Here is a 14,980-nt window from a genome sequence, read left to right as displayed (position 1 = left end):
TTCATTGCGCCGGCAAACGTGAACCAAGCGCACGCTCCAAATAAGGAGAAACGTTCAGCATATCCCGAAATGTGACATATTCCTGCCACTTGCGAGCTTTGTCCGCGCCCCCGCCGCTGCCCTCAGCCCGTACTGCGCGAATCAGCATGTTCTTCGGCGTATGCTCCGGATCAATAAATTCAAGCAGCTGCGTGCGGTAGCCGAGCACTTCAAGCAGCTGCGAACGGATCGCATCCGTTGCCAGCGCGGAGAAACGCTCCTTGAGCAAGCCGTGAGACAGCAGCGGCGCCATGGCCTCATTCTCGATTTGACGGAATAGTTCATGCTGGCAGCAAGGGACGGATAGAATGACGGATGCTCCCCACTCCACTGCTTTCACAAGCGCTGCGTCCGTTGCCGTATCGCAAGCATGAAGCGTCACAACCATATCGACTTCCGACTGCTCTTTATACTGTGCGATATCCCCTACCTGGAAGCGAAGCCGATCGTAGCCGAGCTTATTCGCAAGCTCCTGGCAGAAAGCAATCACATCCGCTTTCAGATCAAGTCCGACGACGGAGATGCGCCGCTGCTGCTTCACTGCAAGCAGATGATAGAGCGCGAACGTCAAGTAGGACTTGCCGCAGCCAAAATCAACAATCGTAATCTCGCGGTCCTCGGGCAGATAAGGCAGAACGTCAGATACCATCTCAAGGAAACGATTGATTTGACGGAATTTATCCTGCTTCTTCGCCGCAACCTTGCCGTCTTTCGTCATAATGCCAAGCTCGACGAGAAACGGCGCCGCTTCTCCCTCTTGAACGACGCGCTGCTTCTGGCGGTTATGTGCCAATGATTCTGGCTCAACCTTCGCCGTTGAAGGCTTCGTCAACACAGATGCCTTACCCTTCTTGGAGAATAGCAGCTGCACATCCGCTGTGCTTGTCTTAATCAGCGCTTGACGGTAATGCTGCTCAAGCCATGCAAGCATTCGCTCCGCTGCATCCGCTTGCGCTACATTCTCGTGGGTCACTTTATTGCCAATATAATATTGAAACTGATAGTATAACTCGCCTCTTAGCTCAATCGGCCGAATAACGGTTTTGGCCGGCACATCGCCGTCCTTGCGCCGCAGCTGGCTGAAGGTTGCCTGGCGCAGCTGACGTGCCTGCACCCACTCTTCGACATCGAGCTGCCATTGTTCCTTACGATCCATCTTTCTTCGTTCAGCTCCTAGTGTACCTCTGTCTGTCTTTCTACTTTCTCCAAGCCTTCTAAGACTTCTTCGCGCGGCAAACCACCTGCAATTAACGACTCATCGGGCAGCAGCAGCAGCCTGCGATAGAATTCAAGCGCATCTTCTGGAATGAGGACGCCGTCTTCAAGCAGCTCATAAAGCACATTCTCTGCTTCATCATAACGACCGTCGCCATCATGCCACTCGTACATCAGAAGCTTTGTCGCATCCGGCAGCTCATAAGCATCGAGCTTCAAAGCCATATCCGCTGCTTCCTCGGAAGGCGTCCGCAGCATAGCCGGCGCATCCAGCAGCGCGAGGCGCATGAAGAGATGGAACGACTTCATCTGCAGCAGATAGGCTTGATCCTTCCTTCCGAGCTCAATCAGAATGTCAGCTTCTTCCTTGATGAGCAGCGCAATGGCATGCAAATTAGCCGTTTCCACAACGCCGTGCACCGTCATAATCCGCACCAGATCAGCATCCGACAGCTGGCGAATCACTTTGCTATTCATCCTGAATTTACGATCCAGCTGCTCATCAATGAAGAGAAGCGCTTCCTCATGCTTGCGCTGCTGGCGCAGTCCCATCACTTGTCCGACGGCTTCGCTCATTTGCTCGATCATACGCATGAAATAATCTCTTTGAAACAACAGGGCACTCTCCTCTCCATGGAGCTAAATCTTGTTTATAAAAGCAATCAAAGCTTCAGCGAGCTCTGCAGGAGACTCCACCATGCTCATGTGGCCGGACCCTTCGAGCAGCACCTGCGTCACTAGCGGTCCATCGACCGTGAACGTATTCGCCGGCGCGATGACTGCATCCTCGGAGCCTGCCACGAGCAGAATCGGAACGTCCAGCTGTTCAAGCACCGCTGTGCGATCCGGCCGAGCTTTCATCCCAAGCGCAGTTGCTGCGGCTGCGGAAGCGAAAGTTTCGTAGCCGACCTCCGTCATATGCGTCAAAGCCTGCTTCATGGATTCTCGGTGCGCCGGAGCAAACAGCTTCGGTACAAGCCCCTCCACGAAGGGACGAATGCCGCTTCCAAGGAGCGCTTGAGCCGCTTTATCCCGATTGCCCTTCGCTTCCTCGCTGTCAGGTTTCGCCGTTGAATGCACAAGACTAAACGACGCTAGCATCTCTGCATACTGCTGAGCAAAGGCGAGCGAAATATAACCGCCAAGCGAATGACCGAACAAGCAGATGCGTTCGATCTTTAGCTCCTTTAGCAGCATGACCAAATCTTCTGCAAACTGCTCCATCGCATATGGCGACTCATCCGGCGCAGAACTGCGTCCGTGGCCGCGAAGATCCGGTACAATGACTCGTCCGTGCTGCTCAAGCACCGGTACGATTTGCTCCCAGTACGCAGAGCTGCCACAGAAGCCGTGCAGCAGCACGATGGCCGGCTTTGCTTGATCCCCTGCACCGGTATCATAGTAGGCTAACTGCTGACCACTGGGTAATTGCATTTGTCGATTCGCTAAAGAAAGCTGGTTCGCTGACACAAGTAGACACATCCTCTTAACGGATTTATCGTTCAATATGTTTCTGCCAAGCTTGTACAATTGCATCGGCGACGGCTCGCGCCATCCCCATCACTTCAAATAATGACGCGTGCTGAATCGCCCAATAAGGCTTCACGCTGCTCGGCGCGACAATGCCTGCGATACTGTAATCGCCGATTGGCGGCAGCCGTTTCCCAACCGCATGGGCGGGAAAGAGCGGTCCTTGTGCAATCATATAGCTAGGCGTATCATCCTTCTTACCTAAGCTCGCATCAATCGCAACAATCGTAAGCCCCTTCGGAATCGCGGCAGTCAGCTCTTCGTATCGATCAGCGTCGCATGGCTGAGCCAGCGTGCCGATGACATGCGGGAATCCCGCTTCCGTCAGCATCGTGCCGACCCAAGGGCCGAATGAATCGCCAGTGGAGCGATCCGTCCCAATGCATACGAATACGATGCTTGAACGATCCGGGTGCCGAGACGCTGCTTCGCGAAGCAATGACGCTACACCAGCAATGGTTACCCGTTCCCGGCTGACCGAGTCTGAATGCCGATCTTTTCGCATTTTGGCCCGATTGCCCATCTTTATGGTTCTCCTCTTCCGTTCTCTCATTCCTCATTGTACCGAAATCATCCAGCCCCATCAAATTGGCTATTGATATAACCATCGCTTTGCATGATATGCCATAGCAACGAAGCGGCCGCCATGATACAATACGTTCAAGCTATACAAGAACGCGTTAGGAGGAATACCAGAATGAGAAACTTGGCGGAACCGACTCAAGAGAACGTCGAATTCATGATCGAAACGATCAAGAACAAGCTGCGCATGGCTTCCGGAGCTGCAATGCAAGCATCCAACTTCAGCCTGACCAGATACGAGGATCTGAAGGACGTATACGACATCGTCGCAAGCAAAGATAAATTCAGCATCAGCGAAGTGGAAGCAATCGTCTCCGAGCTTGGACAGCTGAGAGACAAGTAATGATCCTATATCTTACATAAATAAAACCGGGCGCCGCTGCGCCCGGTTTTATTTATTATCCCTACCGAAGGGATTAACCCTCGATATCCGATTCAGAAGACGACGCCGGTACCGCACGTGATGCAGAGATCGACATCTTGATCGTAACCGCTTTATGTTCACCTTTTAAGAAATGAGCGAGACGCTCCAATTTATCTGCAAGCTCTGGTCCACTCAACGTCACATTCAGCTCATAGCCGAATTGATCCGCAGGAATAGCGCGTTCATGCACCGCATAGCCGGCCGTATACGCATCTGCGGCTAATCTTGCCGACATCAGCTGCTCAGGTGAGAATTTATCCGATTTATTTACAACACGCTCATAGATCCGAAGCTTCTTAAGCAGCATGTAATACTGAGCAGAGTGCTTGAAGCCCCAAGCATCTCGAATATCTTTCAGCGTGTAGTCCATCTTCCACTGCTTCAATTTCTCGACTTGCTCGTCACTCGACAGCGCCAAGAAGGCATCGATTGGAATAATAGGAATAGGCATTTGAATGTCCCCCCAGTTATCTTTTATTTTACTTTACATAACTATTTTCGACGTAACTTCTAAAGTTCCTTTTTATTTATTCAAAATTTGCATGAAAATTTGTGATTTATTTGTGAAATATAGAAAAATTGCATATAAAAAAAGCTCTTCCTCCCGCACATGCAAATTAGCATGTTCCAGGGGAAAAGCTCTTCTCACAACCTTGAATTCAGGTTGTTCTTGCTAGCCCGATAGAGAGCATGAATCTTGCGAATGCTTCCTGTCCCTCAGCTGTGCGCTTATAGACACCTGCATCCCCAAGCACCTCAAGGAATTTGCCGCCGACTTCGTCCGCCAGCAATGCTTCGGCTTGCTCCTGCTTCAGCGATGTGCCATGCTCCGCTATTAAAGAATCAATCCAATCCGCATGCTTGCCAAGCGCACTTTCCCGTACCGCAGTGCTGTCATAAGCAGTATCTCCTGTCAACAGCGAAGCGATCTGTTCCAGCTCGGACTTGAGCCTTCCTGGCAGCACTGCAAGACCCATCACCTCAATGAGGCCGATGTTCTCTTTCTTGATATGGTGCAAATGGGCATGCGGGTGGAAAATACCATCTGGATATTCCTCGCTCGTGCGGTTATTGCGCAGAACCAAGTCGAGCTCATACTGCCCATTGTCACGAAGACGAGCAATCGGCGTAATCGTATTATGCGAAATCCGCTCGCCGTCCTTCTCGGTAAACGCATGAATATTCACTTCCGCATCACTGTATTCGCGCCAAGCATCGAGAATATGGCCTGCCGCACGAAGTACAGCCGCCTTGTCAGATCCATTAAGCCGAATAACGGACATCGGCCATGCGACTGTGCTATACGTTAAACCGGATACAGAAGGATCGACGAAGGTTTGCTCGATTGGCGCGATCTCCATCGGGAACACGTGACGCCCCGCTTGGAAATGATCGTGGTTCAGAATCGAACCGCCGACAATCGGCAAATCCGCATTCGAACCGATAAAATAGTGCGGGAATTCATCGACGAAGTCCAGCAGCCGCGCGAACGTATCCCGTGTAATCCGCATCGGCACATGCTTGCTGTGGAACACAATGCTGTGCTCGTTATAATACACGTAAGGCGAATACTGGAAGTACCAAGCGTCGCCTTGCAGCTCAAGCGGCACGACGCGCAGGTTCTGGCGTGCAGGATGATCCGCGCGGCCGGCATAGCCGACATTGTCCGGGCAAAGCAGACATTTCGGATAATGGCTCTGCACCATCGTCTTCAGCAGCGCGATCTCCTTCGGATCCTTCTCCGGCTTGGAGAGATTGATCGTAATTTCGAGCTTTCCGTAGTCGGTAGGATGCTCCCAATACTGATTCTTCGCTATCCGGTCCATTCGGATGTAGTTGGAATCAATGCTGAGGCGGTAGAGATCATCCGTCGCTTTCTTAATGCCCTCTTGCTGCGCGGTGCGCTTGAACTGCGCAGCCGCTTCCGATGGGCGAGGCATCAGCAGCCCCATAATGCGGGCATCCAGCAAATCGCGGAAGGTCAATGTGTTGTCTGGAATAAGTCCAATCGAAGCGCCGTAATCAAGCAGCGGCTCAAGCAAAGATCCGGCATTCTCAAGCCGTTCTTCCGGTACCTGTCCGCCATAAGCCTCGGTTAAACGGAAAAGATCAAGCAGCGCATTGCGAGCGCCATACTCATCAAGCAGTGAAGCAAGCATGCCGCGCTGCGCCGCAAATTGAACGAGCCGTTCGATTAGAATAAGCACGTCCTCCGTGCTTGGGACTGATTGGTGTTCGGTCATCTGAAGTGCTCCTTTCCTTGCAGCTTTACGCTTTATTGCTTGTTGTATCCCGCAGGATTCGCTTGATGCCAAGCCCATGCGCTGCCGATAATATCCTCGAGCTTATTGCGGGAAGGCTTCCATCCCAGTTCGCTGCGTGCGCGTTCTGATGAAGCGACCAGCACCGCAGGATCGCCTGCGCGGCGCGTTTCAATAACTGCCGGAATGTCGCGGCCCGTTACTTGACGCGCAATATCGATGACTTGCTTCACGGAGAAGCCCGTTCCGTTGCCAAGGTTATAGATGGCGCTGTCGCCGCCGCCGCGAAGGCGGTCAACTGCTAGCACATGCGCATCTGCCAAATCGCTTACGTGAATGTAATCACGGATGCAAGTGCCGTCCTCAGTCGGATAATCATCGCCGAAGATCGAGATATGGCTGCGCTGGCCGAGTGCCGTCTGAAGAATAATAGGCACCAGATGCGTCTCCGGATTGTGATCCTCGCCGATTTTGCCGCTAGCGTGCGCGCCTGCAGCATTGAAATAACGGAGCGATACATATTTGATGCCGGATGCGACATCGAACCACTTCATCATTTTTTCCATGGCAAGCTTCGTCTCTCCGTAAGTGTTCGTCGGCAATGTCCGGTCATGCTCGTGAATCGGCACACTCTCCGGCTCGCCATACGTTGCTGCCGTTGAAGAGAAGACGATCTTCTTCACGTCGTGCTGGTTCATCTTCTCCAGCAGGCACAGCGTGCCGTATACGTTGTTATGATAATACTTGCCAGGGTCCTTCATGCTCTCTCCAACGAGCGAATTTGCCGCAAAATGAATGACCGCGTCGATGCTGTTCTCGCCAAACACCTTATCCAGGAACTCGCCGTCCCTCAGATCTCCGACATACAACTTGCCGCCAAGCACCGCATCTCTGTGTCCCTGTTGCAAATTATCGACGATAACGATCTCTTCGCCGCGCTCGAGCAATGCCGCTACTGCATGCGAGCCGATATAGCCCGCGCCTCCCGTTACTAATACTGCCATAGTAGGTTCTCTCCCTCTCTAATCTATATTTGAGTAATCATTAAGACAGACGTTCTACGCCATTTCCAATTGTGCAAACATAGAAGTCTGCTGTCAGTCCTGTTGCTTCCGTATATTGACGTCCAACTTCAGATTTAAAGTTGTCGATGCTGTCCTTGTGCACGAGCGATACCGTGCAACCGCCGAAGCCTGCGCCTGTCATGCGGGAACCAAGCACGCCTGGAACGGTACGCGCCGCTGCTACCATTGCGTCAAGCTCATCGCCTGTTACTTCGTACAGGTCGCGCAGCGAGTCATGAGATGCGTTCATCAGCTGGCCGAAAGCGCTAAGGTCATTCTCCTTCAGCACTTTCATCGATTGGAGCACGCGATCAATCTCTTCAATAACATGCTTCGCTCGCTTCAGCACAATCTCGTCGCCAATCAGGTGTTGGTTCGCATTAAACTGCTCTACCGTCAGCTGTCCGAGCAGCGTCAAGTCAGGGAAAGCCGCCTTCAAATCTTGAACCGCCTGCTCGCACTGGCTGCGGCGCTCGTTATACTTGGAATCGACAAGGCCGCGGCGCTTGTTCGTATTGCCGATGACAAGCTGATAATCGCCGGAGCTGAATGGAATCAAGTCATATTCAAGCGTATCGCACATCAGTAGAATCGCGTGATCCTTCTTGCCGTTCGCAACTGCGAACTGGTCCATAATGCCGCATTTGACGCCATTGAACTCATTCTCGGACTTCTGAGACAGACGAGCGATCTCGACTGTATCTGTAGCAAGCCCAGCTAAAGTGAGCAGCGCGTAAGCCGTTACAACTTCGATGGAAGCCGAGGATGACAGTCCAGCGCCATTCGGGATTTCGCCATGATAGAGCAGATCGAAGCCGTTCGCGAACGTCGTGCCGCGCTGCTGAAGCTCATTCACGATGCCCTTCGGATAGTTCATCCAATCGTCCGCTTCATCAAATACGATCGGCGAGATCGGCAGGTGCTTCTTATGACCTTCAAAGTTCGTAGACGCAAGGCCAAGCTGACCGTCATTACGTTTACGAATCAAGAGCGTCGTGCCAAAAGTGAGCGCTGCAGGGAAGACGTAACCGCCATTGTAATCCGTATGCTCGCCGATAAGATTAACGCGGCCCGGCGCGTGGAATACAGCGATAGGCTCTGCCGATTCCCCATATATGTTCAGAAATTGATTCTTCAATTGTTCGATGTTAGCCATGAATTCATATCACTCTCTTTCGTATTGTCGTTGTATGATTCTAGGTTTAGTATAGCGGTTGAAACGGTTGAACAAAATGGTATGATGTGCTTCTCGCATGGAATTTTGTGACTTCATCAGTCATTGTAACACCGAGATATGCTACAATAAATGGTAACTTTAAGATGTCGAAAATGGAGGAGTTCAGCCACATGGAGCTTACGCCAACCTATACTGTGCTATCCAATCCCGTACTGGATGAACATGGTGATATATATGTACTATTCTCTGGAGAAAGCCAGACGAAGCCGAATCATCTCATCGGCCCGAAGGTATATGACTTCTATTTGATCCATCATATCTTAGCCGGGACGGGTACCTTCTCCTACGCAGGTATCCAGCATGAGCTGCAAGCAGGTCAGTCGTTCCTCATTCCTCCCGACCAGCTGATCAGCTATGCCTCGAGCGAGGACGACCCATGGCGATACCGCTGGATTGCGTTCGAAGGTAAACGCGCGGCAGAACTTGTTGCCGGTGCGGGGCTGGACACCACTGCCCCGATTCTCGATACCGGAACGAACCCGCGCATCGGCGTGCTGTTTCACAGCATTCAGCGGGCTTTCCGGCTTGGCGGGCCTGGAGCAAGCCTGCGTGCGAGCGGTTATATGCATTTGCTGTTCGCCGAGTTCGGCTCTGCCCAGCAAGGGGAGAACAACGCCGCCGAGCAGCGCGGCTCGGACAGCGAAGTGCTGACCAATCAAGTGATCCGCTACTTATCGACACAATACGCTGAGCCGATCTCGATTGAGAATATGGCAGAGACGCTCGGCTACAACCGTGCCTATCTATCGCGCATGTTCAAGCAGCAGACAGGCATTACGCCGGTGACGTTCCTGCTCAAGCTGCGCATCGACAAAGCGCATCTGCTGCTGCGCGAGCGGCTGGAGCTGACGATTGAACAGATCGCGGCGTCCGTCGGCTTCCAGGACCCGCTCTATTTCTCCAAGCAGTTCCGCCGCTTCTATGGCCAGTCTCCTACCGCTTATCGCGAGGCGATGAAGCAGCTGTGAACGGTAGCTTGGGAGAGGCGCGAGCAGGCAGGGGAATGAGCTGCGAGCTCGAGCTCGAGTTCGAGTTCGACTAAGAGCAATGCGTCCTTGGCACAACCTCAGTCCAGCAGCTTCGCGAACCGCTCCGAAATGTCGATTCCGTCCTGCCAGTTGTCATCGCCGTCCTCGATCGTCCAGCATGCTTCAAGCACGCCGCGGGCGATGCCCCACAGCGCAAGGCGGCGACGATCTAGCCCAAGCCGCTCCGTCATCATCGCGACGCGCCGGCTTAATACCGTATCTTTGTCGCCACCCCGATCCACATAGTTAAGCAAATACTGGAGCGTTTCGAAATGAACGTCGCCAACAATCCCTTTCGGGTCGATCACGGCCCATTCTCCATCCCCTAGACGCAAAATATTCTCATGATGCAAATCGCCATGCAGCAGCACCGTTTCGGTTGTCGTAGGGATAAGCTCCTCCAATATCTCTTCGGCTCGCACTACCCAATGCTCAGGCAACGGTCCTACTGTGTCCCGACTGAAGCGGCTGCGGTAGCGGACAATCCCCTCGAACCATCTCCGAATCGTCTGGAAATGCTCCACTTCTCCATCAAACGGACGGCGCAGTTGACCAAACACGTCACAGAAAACCGCGGTCGCCTCGTTGTCATCGAGCGTAGCGGACAGCGGCGTACCCGGAACAGCGCGTTCGAGCACAGCAGCGCCAAGCTCCTCATCCCATGCAAACACCTGAACCGCGCCTCTGCCGGCATACGATTTCATCGCACGCATTTCTTGCGCGAGCTCGTCCTTAAGAAAAGCAAGCTTCAGCACGATCGGCTTACCAGCCTCATTCGTGCCATGAGCGATATAGTTGTAAGACAAATTGTTGAATGGAGCCTCCGCCTTAATGCCGAATTGCGCTTCACTCCGGGCAATAAGCTCAGGAAGCGACTGTACCCATCCGTCTACCCGCGAACCATAAGTGGCCGCCATCTTTGCATCGAAACCTTCTGGTATTAGTGTCATGACGTAACAATCAATCTCCTCTCCAAGCTGGAAGTTGTCAAAAAAAAGCAAAGGTGCTTTCTGTACATTCGACAACGAATAGCTCTGAATCCTTCCTCCGAGGCCTAGCCATAAACATAATAAAGAAGCGCCAAGCGTCGGCATTATACTCCGACAGCTTGGCACTTCCATTATGAACGCCGCTCCAGCGTCACGCATGCTTCTCGGCGGCCAACCAGCTGCCCGGCATCGTTGCGCAGTTCCGGCGAGATATGGCCGCGGATGCAGCGGGCAAGCTCGTCGCCGAGCTGCAGCTGCTCGAGCATGGCGCACACTGCCTCCGGCCAAGCCGATTCACTGCCGTCGGCGAGCTTGATGACCACCGCGAGCCGCTCCTTGCGCAGGGCGAAGACGAAGACGCCCTGCGCCCCGCTCTTCGCGACGACGTTCCCGTCGCCGCAGCCGAGCATCACGCTCGCCAGCCGATCCGGCCCCTCCACGAGGGCCGGATGGCTGGCCATGGCAGCGGCGATTCGCCTCGCCGCAGCACCGATGGCGGCTAAGCCCGCCGCTGATGCCGGCGATGCTGCCGCTGCCGAGCCCGAAGCGGCTTCGCCGCTTGCGGCAGGCTGCGCAGCTGCTGCTCCGTCGCTGCCCCAGGCAGCGAAGCGCGCATAGATGAGCGCGAGGCGCCACAGCGGCAACGCGAACACCGGCAAGCCGCAGCCGTCGATTGCCGTCTCGACGGCTTCCGGTTGCACGTCCGCTATCGCTGCGACGATACGCAGCAGTTCCTGCTGCAGCGGATGCTCCGGCTGCGTATACGTCTCTAGCGGCCAGCCGCGCAGCTTGCATAGCGCGAGCATGCCGATATGCTTGCCTGCGCAAACATGATATAGCTTGCGCGGGCTTCCTCCGCTTGCGAGCAGCGCATCGCGCGCCTCGGCATTCGCCGGCAGCGCGGCTCCGAACACAAGTTGCTCCTCCAGCACGCCTGTCTGCGCAAGCATCCGCTCGAGCACCGCTATATGCGCAGGGGTGCCTTGGTGCGAAGCGCACATTAATGCGATGGCGTCATCGCCAAGTCCATATGCCTCTATCACGCCGCCCAGCACGCTTGGCAAAGCTTGAATCGGCTTCGCGGTAGACCGCAGGAAATTTAGAATATTCGCGTCTCCGGCATGTGCGACCAATTGGCCGTCCGCTGTGACAACCGCAGCATGGCCGCTGTGTACATTTTCGACGAACGAACCTCTAGTCGTAAGGACGAGAGGAACGCCGAGCACCTCGTTTGCCGCCGGATATTTGTCTGTCTTCGTGCTTGCTTTTGTCATAGTCAATCCTCATCCGACCTTTTCCATCATGTTTATGCTGTGGCTCCATTACAGCCTATTCTTGGCGCCAACGATCCGTCCACCTGTTTCAAACTGGCAGATGGATGGTTATTTACTTGCAAGCTGATCAAGTATTTCTTGACGAGCTTGTCTCATCTCATCACTAGTATACCAAGGAGCTGATGATCATGGAAAATCCAATCCCCGGCGGTGCTGGACGCAAAGCAAAAGCGATACAGGAGGTGCTGAACGGTTCAATGGTTCATGACTTCCAAGACATGCAGCAGCTTGGCGCTGACATGGAAGCGATGAAGACGAACAGCGAGCTGCTTGAGGAAGGCCTTGTGCCCGATCCGATTCAAGATTAATCGAATTTCACTTTACGAAGAGGGGATCTTTCGCGATTCCCTCTTTTTTTCATGGCAAAATGGGGAATAGTAGGCAAGGAGGAGGCATGAAATGTGACCAGCAAACATCTACATGAGGGCCATCTGTATTGGTCCCGTACAATGGAACAACCGATCAGTTATCCCCCGCTTACCCAAAATATTGAGACAGACGTCGCCATTATCGGAGGCGGTATGTCCGGTTCCATCTGTGCGTACATCCTAGCTCGAAGCGGCTTAAAGACTGCGCTGCTTGAACGCGGTGAGATCGCCGCAGGCAGCTCGCTTGCCAACACAGGCCTGCTGCAATATTGCAATGATACGATGCTTTGTGACTTTGCCGAGCAGATTGGCGAAGGGGATGCGGTCCGCTTCTATAAAGGCTGCAAGCTGGCGGTCGAGCAGATTGGCGAGCTGGCAGCCGAGCTTGCGGAATTCGGGACGAAGACGGACTATGTAGCTCAGAGCAGCCTGTATTACGCGAGTTCGGAGCAGGATGTACCGAAGCTTAAGAAAGAGTACGAGCTGCTTAAGCGTCATCAATTCGAAGTCGAATACTTGGAGCCTGAGGAAATTGCAGCCCGGTTCCCGTTCCGCAAACCAGGCGCCATTATAACACATGGCGATGCATCCATTAACCCCTATCGGTTCGTCCATGGCCTCATTGATACTGCTGTGAGCCGTTTCGAGCTTGCCGTCTATGAGCAGACAGATCTGACGATCCATTCATCTGAATCGGGCAGCGGCGGTCACAAGCTCACGACCTCAGCTGGACAGGAGATTCTCGCGAAGCATGTTATCTACGCCGTCGGCTACGAGCCGGAGGAGCTGCGCGGCAAGCTCGTGAAATCGGAGATGAACCGCACCTACGCACTTGTGACGGATTCGCAGCCGAAGCTGTACGAGCCGTTCAGCCCTTATATGTTTTGGGAGACGGCTAGACCGTACTTCTACATGCGATTCACGGAAGACAAACGGATCATTGCAGGCGGGGGCGACGTGCAAACGAAGGAGCTGCTGACGAGCGAGAACGCGATCAGGAAAGAGACCGAGAAAGTGATGTCCTCCATACGGTCGCTATTCCCTTCCATGCAAGCTTCGATTGAGTATGAATGGAACGCCACCTTCGCCTTGTCGCGCGACGGACTTCCCTTCATCGGAGCAGATCCGCATTGGAACGGCGTCTACTACTGCCTCGGTTACGGAGGCAATGGCACCGTCTACAGCATGATGGGCTCCGAGATTTTGCACCATATGATTACAGGCCGCGACCATCCGCTCGCATCCATCGTCGCGCTGGACCGTCCGTCTCTGCAGAAGCTCTGAGCGTTAGTTAGAAGCCATTCTCGCACCTCGCACTTCGCCCATTCATGCCTTGCCATCACTTATAATAGAAAAATCCAACATAAAGCACCGGAAATCGTCTCGATTGCGGGCTATGTTGGATTTTTCTATTCCTATTGCCGCCGACTACAACAACGGAGACAGCATTCGCGCTGCCGCTTCTGCCACCTTCTGCTTCATCGGACGCTTGCGGAATTCCGCAAGGCTGACCTCTGTGCAGTTCTGCAGATCGTTCATGAAATCAGACTCAAGCCTCTCGATCGCCGACTCATCATACAGCAGTGCATTAATCTCGAAATTGCTGAAGAAGCTCCGCATATCCATATTCGCCGTACCGACAGATGCGAGCAGCTTGTCGATGATAATGACTTTCGCGTGCACGAAGCCAGCCTTATAGCGGTAGATGCGAACTCCGGCAGCAAGCATTTCCTCGACATATGACAATGAGGCCATCAGCACAAGCTTCGTATCCGGCACGTACGGAATGATGATCCTCACATCCACGCCGCCTAGCGCTGCCGTCCGCAGCCCCATCAGAATGCTTGCGTCTGGTATGAAATATGGTGTCGTCATGTAAATCCTCGACTTCGCTGCGGAGACCGCCGCGAATACATATTCCAGAATCGCGTCATCCCGCATGTTTGGACCGCTCTGTACGATCTGAACTTGCTCCATGCTCTCACACGAATGCTCAGGCAAATAAGCAGCACCAGCCAGCTTCTTCTTCGATGCATACCACCAATCGTAGATGAATACTTCCTGCAGGAAGTACACGGCATCTCCTCGGAGCTGCAAGTGCGTATCCCTCCAGAAGCCGAGCTTCGGATTGCCGCCTACATATTCCTCACCGAAGTTAATGCCGCCTATATAGCCGACAAGACCGTCAACGACGATGATTTTGCGATGATTGCGAAAGTTCATCCGTTTATCGAAGAAGGCGATGCGCGGCGGCAGGAAGCACTGTATCTCTACTCCTGCGAGTCGCAGCTCCTTTACAAACCTATCGCTAAGCTCTACGCTGCCAATTCCATCATATATCACTCGAACTTCAACACCAGCTCTCGCCCGCTCAAGCAGCAGCTCCTTCAGCTGCCGCCCAATCCGATCGTCCCGGATCGTATACGACTCGACATGAACATGATGCCTCGCCGAAGCAATCGCTTCGAACATCGCCGCATATGTCGCTTCGCCGTTCGCCAGTACGGTCGATTCGTTGCAGCCGGTAATCGGGGAGACCGTAATATTTTGCAAAATGTGGTAGAGTCTCTCCTGCTCTGCGAACCGGTTCCCTTGCATATCGCTCGGCCGATGAATAAGCTTGCACCGGAGCAGTGCCCTGCGCAGCGTATCCGACATGTAGATACCTCTTCTGCGTATATTTCTTCGCCTCTGGTATTCTTGCGCGAGAAAGTAGTACATGACGAAACCGATAATCGGCAGCACGAACAGAATAAGCAGCCAGGCAATCGTTTTGGCCGGATGGCGGAATTCCAGAATGAGAATCGTCGCGATTTGAAAAATAAAGACAAGGAGTATAGCGAGCGCCCAAATCATTACAGGATCCCCCATTTCCTCCCAGATGACATAGAACTAGCTTTCTCTCTTGA

The 14,980-nt window shown here is 53.5% G+C and carries 15 protein-coding genes; 4 read left to right on the top strand and 11 right to left on the bottom strand.

The window, feature by feature from the left end:
- Position 1: 1 nt before the first annotated feature.
- The 4 genes from AC0YNX_RS26215 to yyaC form a co-directional block, all read right to left on the bottom strand.
- Positions 2 to 1,195 (bottom strand): class I SAM-dependent methyltransferase, encoded by a 1,194-nt coding sequence (locus AC0YNX_RS26215; protein WP_475818657.1) that lies wholly within the window; start codon positions 1,193 to 1,195, stop codon positions 2 to 4.
- A gap of 17 nt (positions 1,196 to 1,212) precedes the next feature.
- A complete protein-coding gene (locus AC0YNX_RS26210) occupies positions 1,213 to 1,869 on the bottom strand; it encodes a DUF6483 family protein (RefSeq protein WP_475818656.1) in 657 nt (218 codons plus the stop codon).
- A gap of 24 nt (positions 1,870 to 1,893) precedes the next feature.
- Positions 1,894 to 2,688: an alpha/beta fold hydrolase gene (locus AC0YNX_RS26205; protein WP_475818655.1), complete on the bottom strand. Its 795-nt coding sequence runs from the start codon at positions 2,686 to 2,688 to the stop codon at positions 1,894 to 1,896.
- 61 nt (positions 2,689 to 2,749) lie between these two features.
- Positions 2,750 to 3,307, bottom strand: coding sequence for a spore protease YyaC (gene yyaC / locus AC0YNX_RS26200; RefSeq protein ID WP_475818654.1), 558 nt, complete (start codon positions 3,305 to 3,307; stop codon positions 2,750 to 2,752).
- Positions 3,308 to 3,481: 174 nt separating this feature from the next.
- Here yyaC and AC0YNX_RS26195 point away from each other — a divergent pair, with 174 nt between their 5' ends.
- On the top strand, positions 3,482 to 3,709 hold the full coding sequence (locus AC0YNX_RS26195; protein WP_475818653.1) for a DUF1128 domain-containing protein: 228 nt from the start codon (positions 3,482 to 3,484) through the stop codon (positions 3,707 to 3,709).
- A 73-nt stretch (positions 3,710 to 3,782) separates the two neighbouring features.
- Here AC0YNX_RS26195 and AC0YNX_RS26190 read toward each other — a convergent pair whose 3' ends face one another.
- From AC0YNX_RS26190 to AC0YNX_RS26175, 4 genes are all read right to left on the bottom strand, one after another.
- Positions 3,783 to 4,241, bottom strand: coding sequence for a hypothetical protein (locus AC0YNX_RS26190; RefSeq protein WP_475818652.1), 459 nt, complete (start codon positions 4,239 to 4,241; stop codon positions 3,783 to 3,785).
- A gap of 208 nt (positions 4,242 to 4,449) precedes the next feature.
- Complete coding sequence (locus AC0YNX_RS26185; protein ID WP_475818651.1) at positions 4,450 to 6,033, bottom strand: UDP-glucose--hexose-1-phosphate uridylyltransferase; 1,584 nt, start codon at positions 6,031 to 6,033, stop codon at positions 4,450 to 4,452.
- A gap of 32 nt (positions 6,034 to 6,065) precedes the next feature.
- Complete coding sequence (galE, locus tag AC0YNX_RS26180) at positions 6,066 to 7,055, bottom strand: UDP-glucose 4-epimerase GalE (protein ID WP_475818650.1); 990 nt, start codon at positions 7,053 to 7,055, stop codon at positions 6,066 to 6,068.
- A gap of 40 nt (positions 7,056 to 7,095) precedes the next feature.
- On the bottom strand, positions 7,096 to 8,271 hold the full coding sequence (locus tag AC0YNX_RS26175; RefSeq protein WP_475818649.1) for a galactokinase: 1,176 nt from the start codon (positions 8,269 to 8,271) through the stop codon (positions 7,096 to 7,098).
- Positions 8,272 to 8,462: 191 nt separating this feature from the next.
- On the opposite strand from AC0YNX_RS26175, the gene AC0YNX_RS26170 reads away from it, so the two are divergent.
- Complete coding sequence (locus AC0YNX_RS26170; protein ID WP_475818648.1) at positions 8,463 to 9,320, top strand: AraC family transcriptional regulator; 858 nt, start codon at positions 8,463 to 8,465, stop codon at positions 9,318 to 9,320.
- Positions 9,321 to 9,418: 98 nt separating this feature from the next.
- Here the strand turns inward: AC0YNX_RS26170 and AC0YNX_RS26165 are convergent, their stop codons facing one another.
- Positions 9,419 to 10,330: an aminoglycoside phosphotransferase family protein gene (locus AC0YNX_RS26165; protein WP_475818647.1), complete on the bottom strand. Its 912-nt coding sequence runs from the start codon at positions 10,328 to 10,330 to the stop codon at positions 9,419 to 9,421.
- Positions 10,331 to 10,500: 170 nt separating this feature from the next.
- Positions 10,501 to 11,643: an asparaginase gene (locus tag AC0YNX_RS26160; protein ID WP_475818646.1), complete on the bottom strand. Its 1,143-nt coding sequence runs from the start codon at positions 11,641 to 11,643 to the stop codon at positions 10,501 to 10,503.
- Between the two features lie 188 nt (positions 11,644 to 11,831).
- Here AC0YNX_RS26160 and AC0YNX_RS26155 point away from each other — a divergent pair, with 188 nt between their 5' ends.
- Together AC0YNX_RS26155 and AC0YNX_RS26150 are read left to right on the top strand one after the other, a co-directional pair.
- Complete coding sequence (locus AC0YNX_RS26155) at positions 11,832 to 12,011, top strand: hypothetical protein (protein ID WP_475818645.1); 180 nt, start codon at positions 11,832 to 11,834, stop codon at positions 12,009 to 12,011.
- A 93-nt stretch (positions 12,012 to 12,104) separates the two neighbouring features.
- Positions 12,105 to 13,355 (top strand): NAD(P)/FAD-dependent oxidoreductase, encoded by a 1,251-nt coding sequence (locus AC0YNX_RS26150; protein ID WP_475818644.1) that lies wholly within the window; start codon positions 12,105 to 12,107, stop codon positions 13,353 to 13,355.
- A 144-nt stretch (positions 13,356 to 13,499) separates the two neighbouring features.
- On the opposite strand, the gene cls is transcribed toward AC0YNX_RS26150, so the two are convergent.
- Entirely contained in the window at positions 13,500 to 14,927 is a 1,428-nt protein-coding gene (cls, locus tag AC0YNX_RS26145) for a cardiolipin synthase (RefSeq protein WP_475818779.1), read from the bottom strand.
- Between the last annotated feature and the right edge of the window lie 53 nt (positions 14,928 to 14,980).

The sequence above is a fragment of the Paenibacillus sp. J31R98 genome (genome assembly GCF_056269245.1).
Note: the sequence above shows the minus strand (reverse complement) of the source record. Positions and strands in the feature narration are given on the sequence as shown.

Coding starts and splice junctions, on each gene's coding strand:
- AC0YNX_RS26215 (WP_475818657.1), bottom strand. CDS start 1,195: ATGGATCGTAAGGAACAATGGCAGCTCGATGTCGAAGAGTGGGTGCAG.
- AC0YNX_RS26205 (WP_475818655.1), bottom strand. CDS start 2,688: ATGCAATTACCCAGTGGTCAGCAGTTAGCCTACTATGATACCGGTGCA.
- yyaC (WP_475818654.1), bottom strand. CDS start 3,307: ATGGGCAATCGGGCCAAAATGCGAAAAGATCGGCATTCAGACTCGGTC.
- AC0YNX_RS26195 (WP_475818653.1), top strand. CDS start 3,482: ATGAGAAACTTGGCGGAACCGACTCAAGAGAACGTCGAATTCATGATC.
- AC0YNX_RS26190 (WP_475818652.1), bottom strand. CDS start 4,241: ATGCCTATTCCTATTATTCCAATCGATGCCTTCTTGGCGCTGTCGAGT.
- AC0YNX_RS26185 (WP_475818651.1), bottom strand. CDS start 6,033: ATGACCGAACACCAATCAGTCCCAAGCACGGAGGACGTGCTTATTCTA.
- galE (WP_475818650.1), bottom strand. CDS start 7,055: ATGGCAGTATTAGTAACGGGAGGCGCGGGCTATATCGGCTCGCATGCA.
- AC0YNX_RS26175 (WP_475818649.1), bottom strand. CDS start 8,271: ATGGCTAACATCGAACAATTGAAGAATCAATTTCTGAACATATATGGG.
- AC0YNX_RS26170 (WP_475818648.1), top strand. CDS start 8,463: ATGGAGCTTACGCCAACCTATACTGTGCTATCCAATCCCGTACTGGAT.
- AC0YNX_RS26165 (WP_475818647.1), bottom strand. CDS start 10,330: ATGACACTAATACCAGAAGGTTTCGATGCAAAGATGGCGGCCACTTAT.
- AC0YNX_RS26160 (WP_475818646.1), bottom strand. CDS start 11,643: ATGACAAAAGCAAGCACGAAGACAGACAAATATCCGGCGGCAAACGAG.
- AC0YNX_RS26155 (WP_475818645.1), top strand. CDS start 11,832: ATGGAAAATCCAATCCCCGGCGGTGCTGGACGCAAAGCAAAAGCGATA.
- cls (WP_475818779.1), bottom strand. CDS start 14,927: ATGATTTGGGCGCTCGCTATACTCCTTGTCTTTATTTTTCAAATCGCG.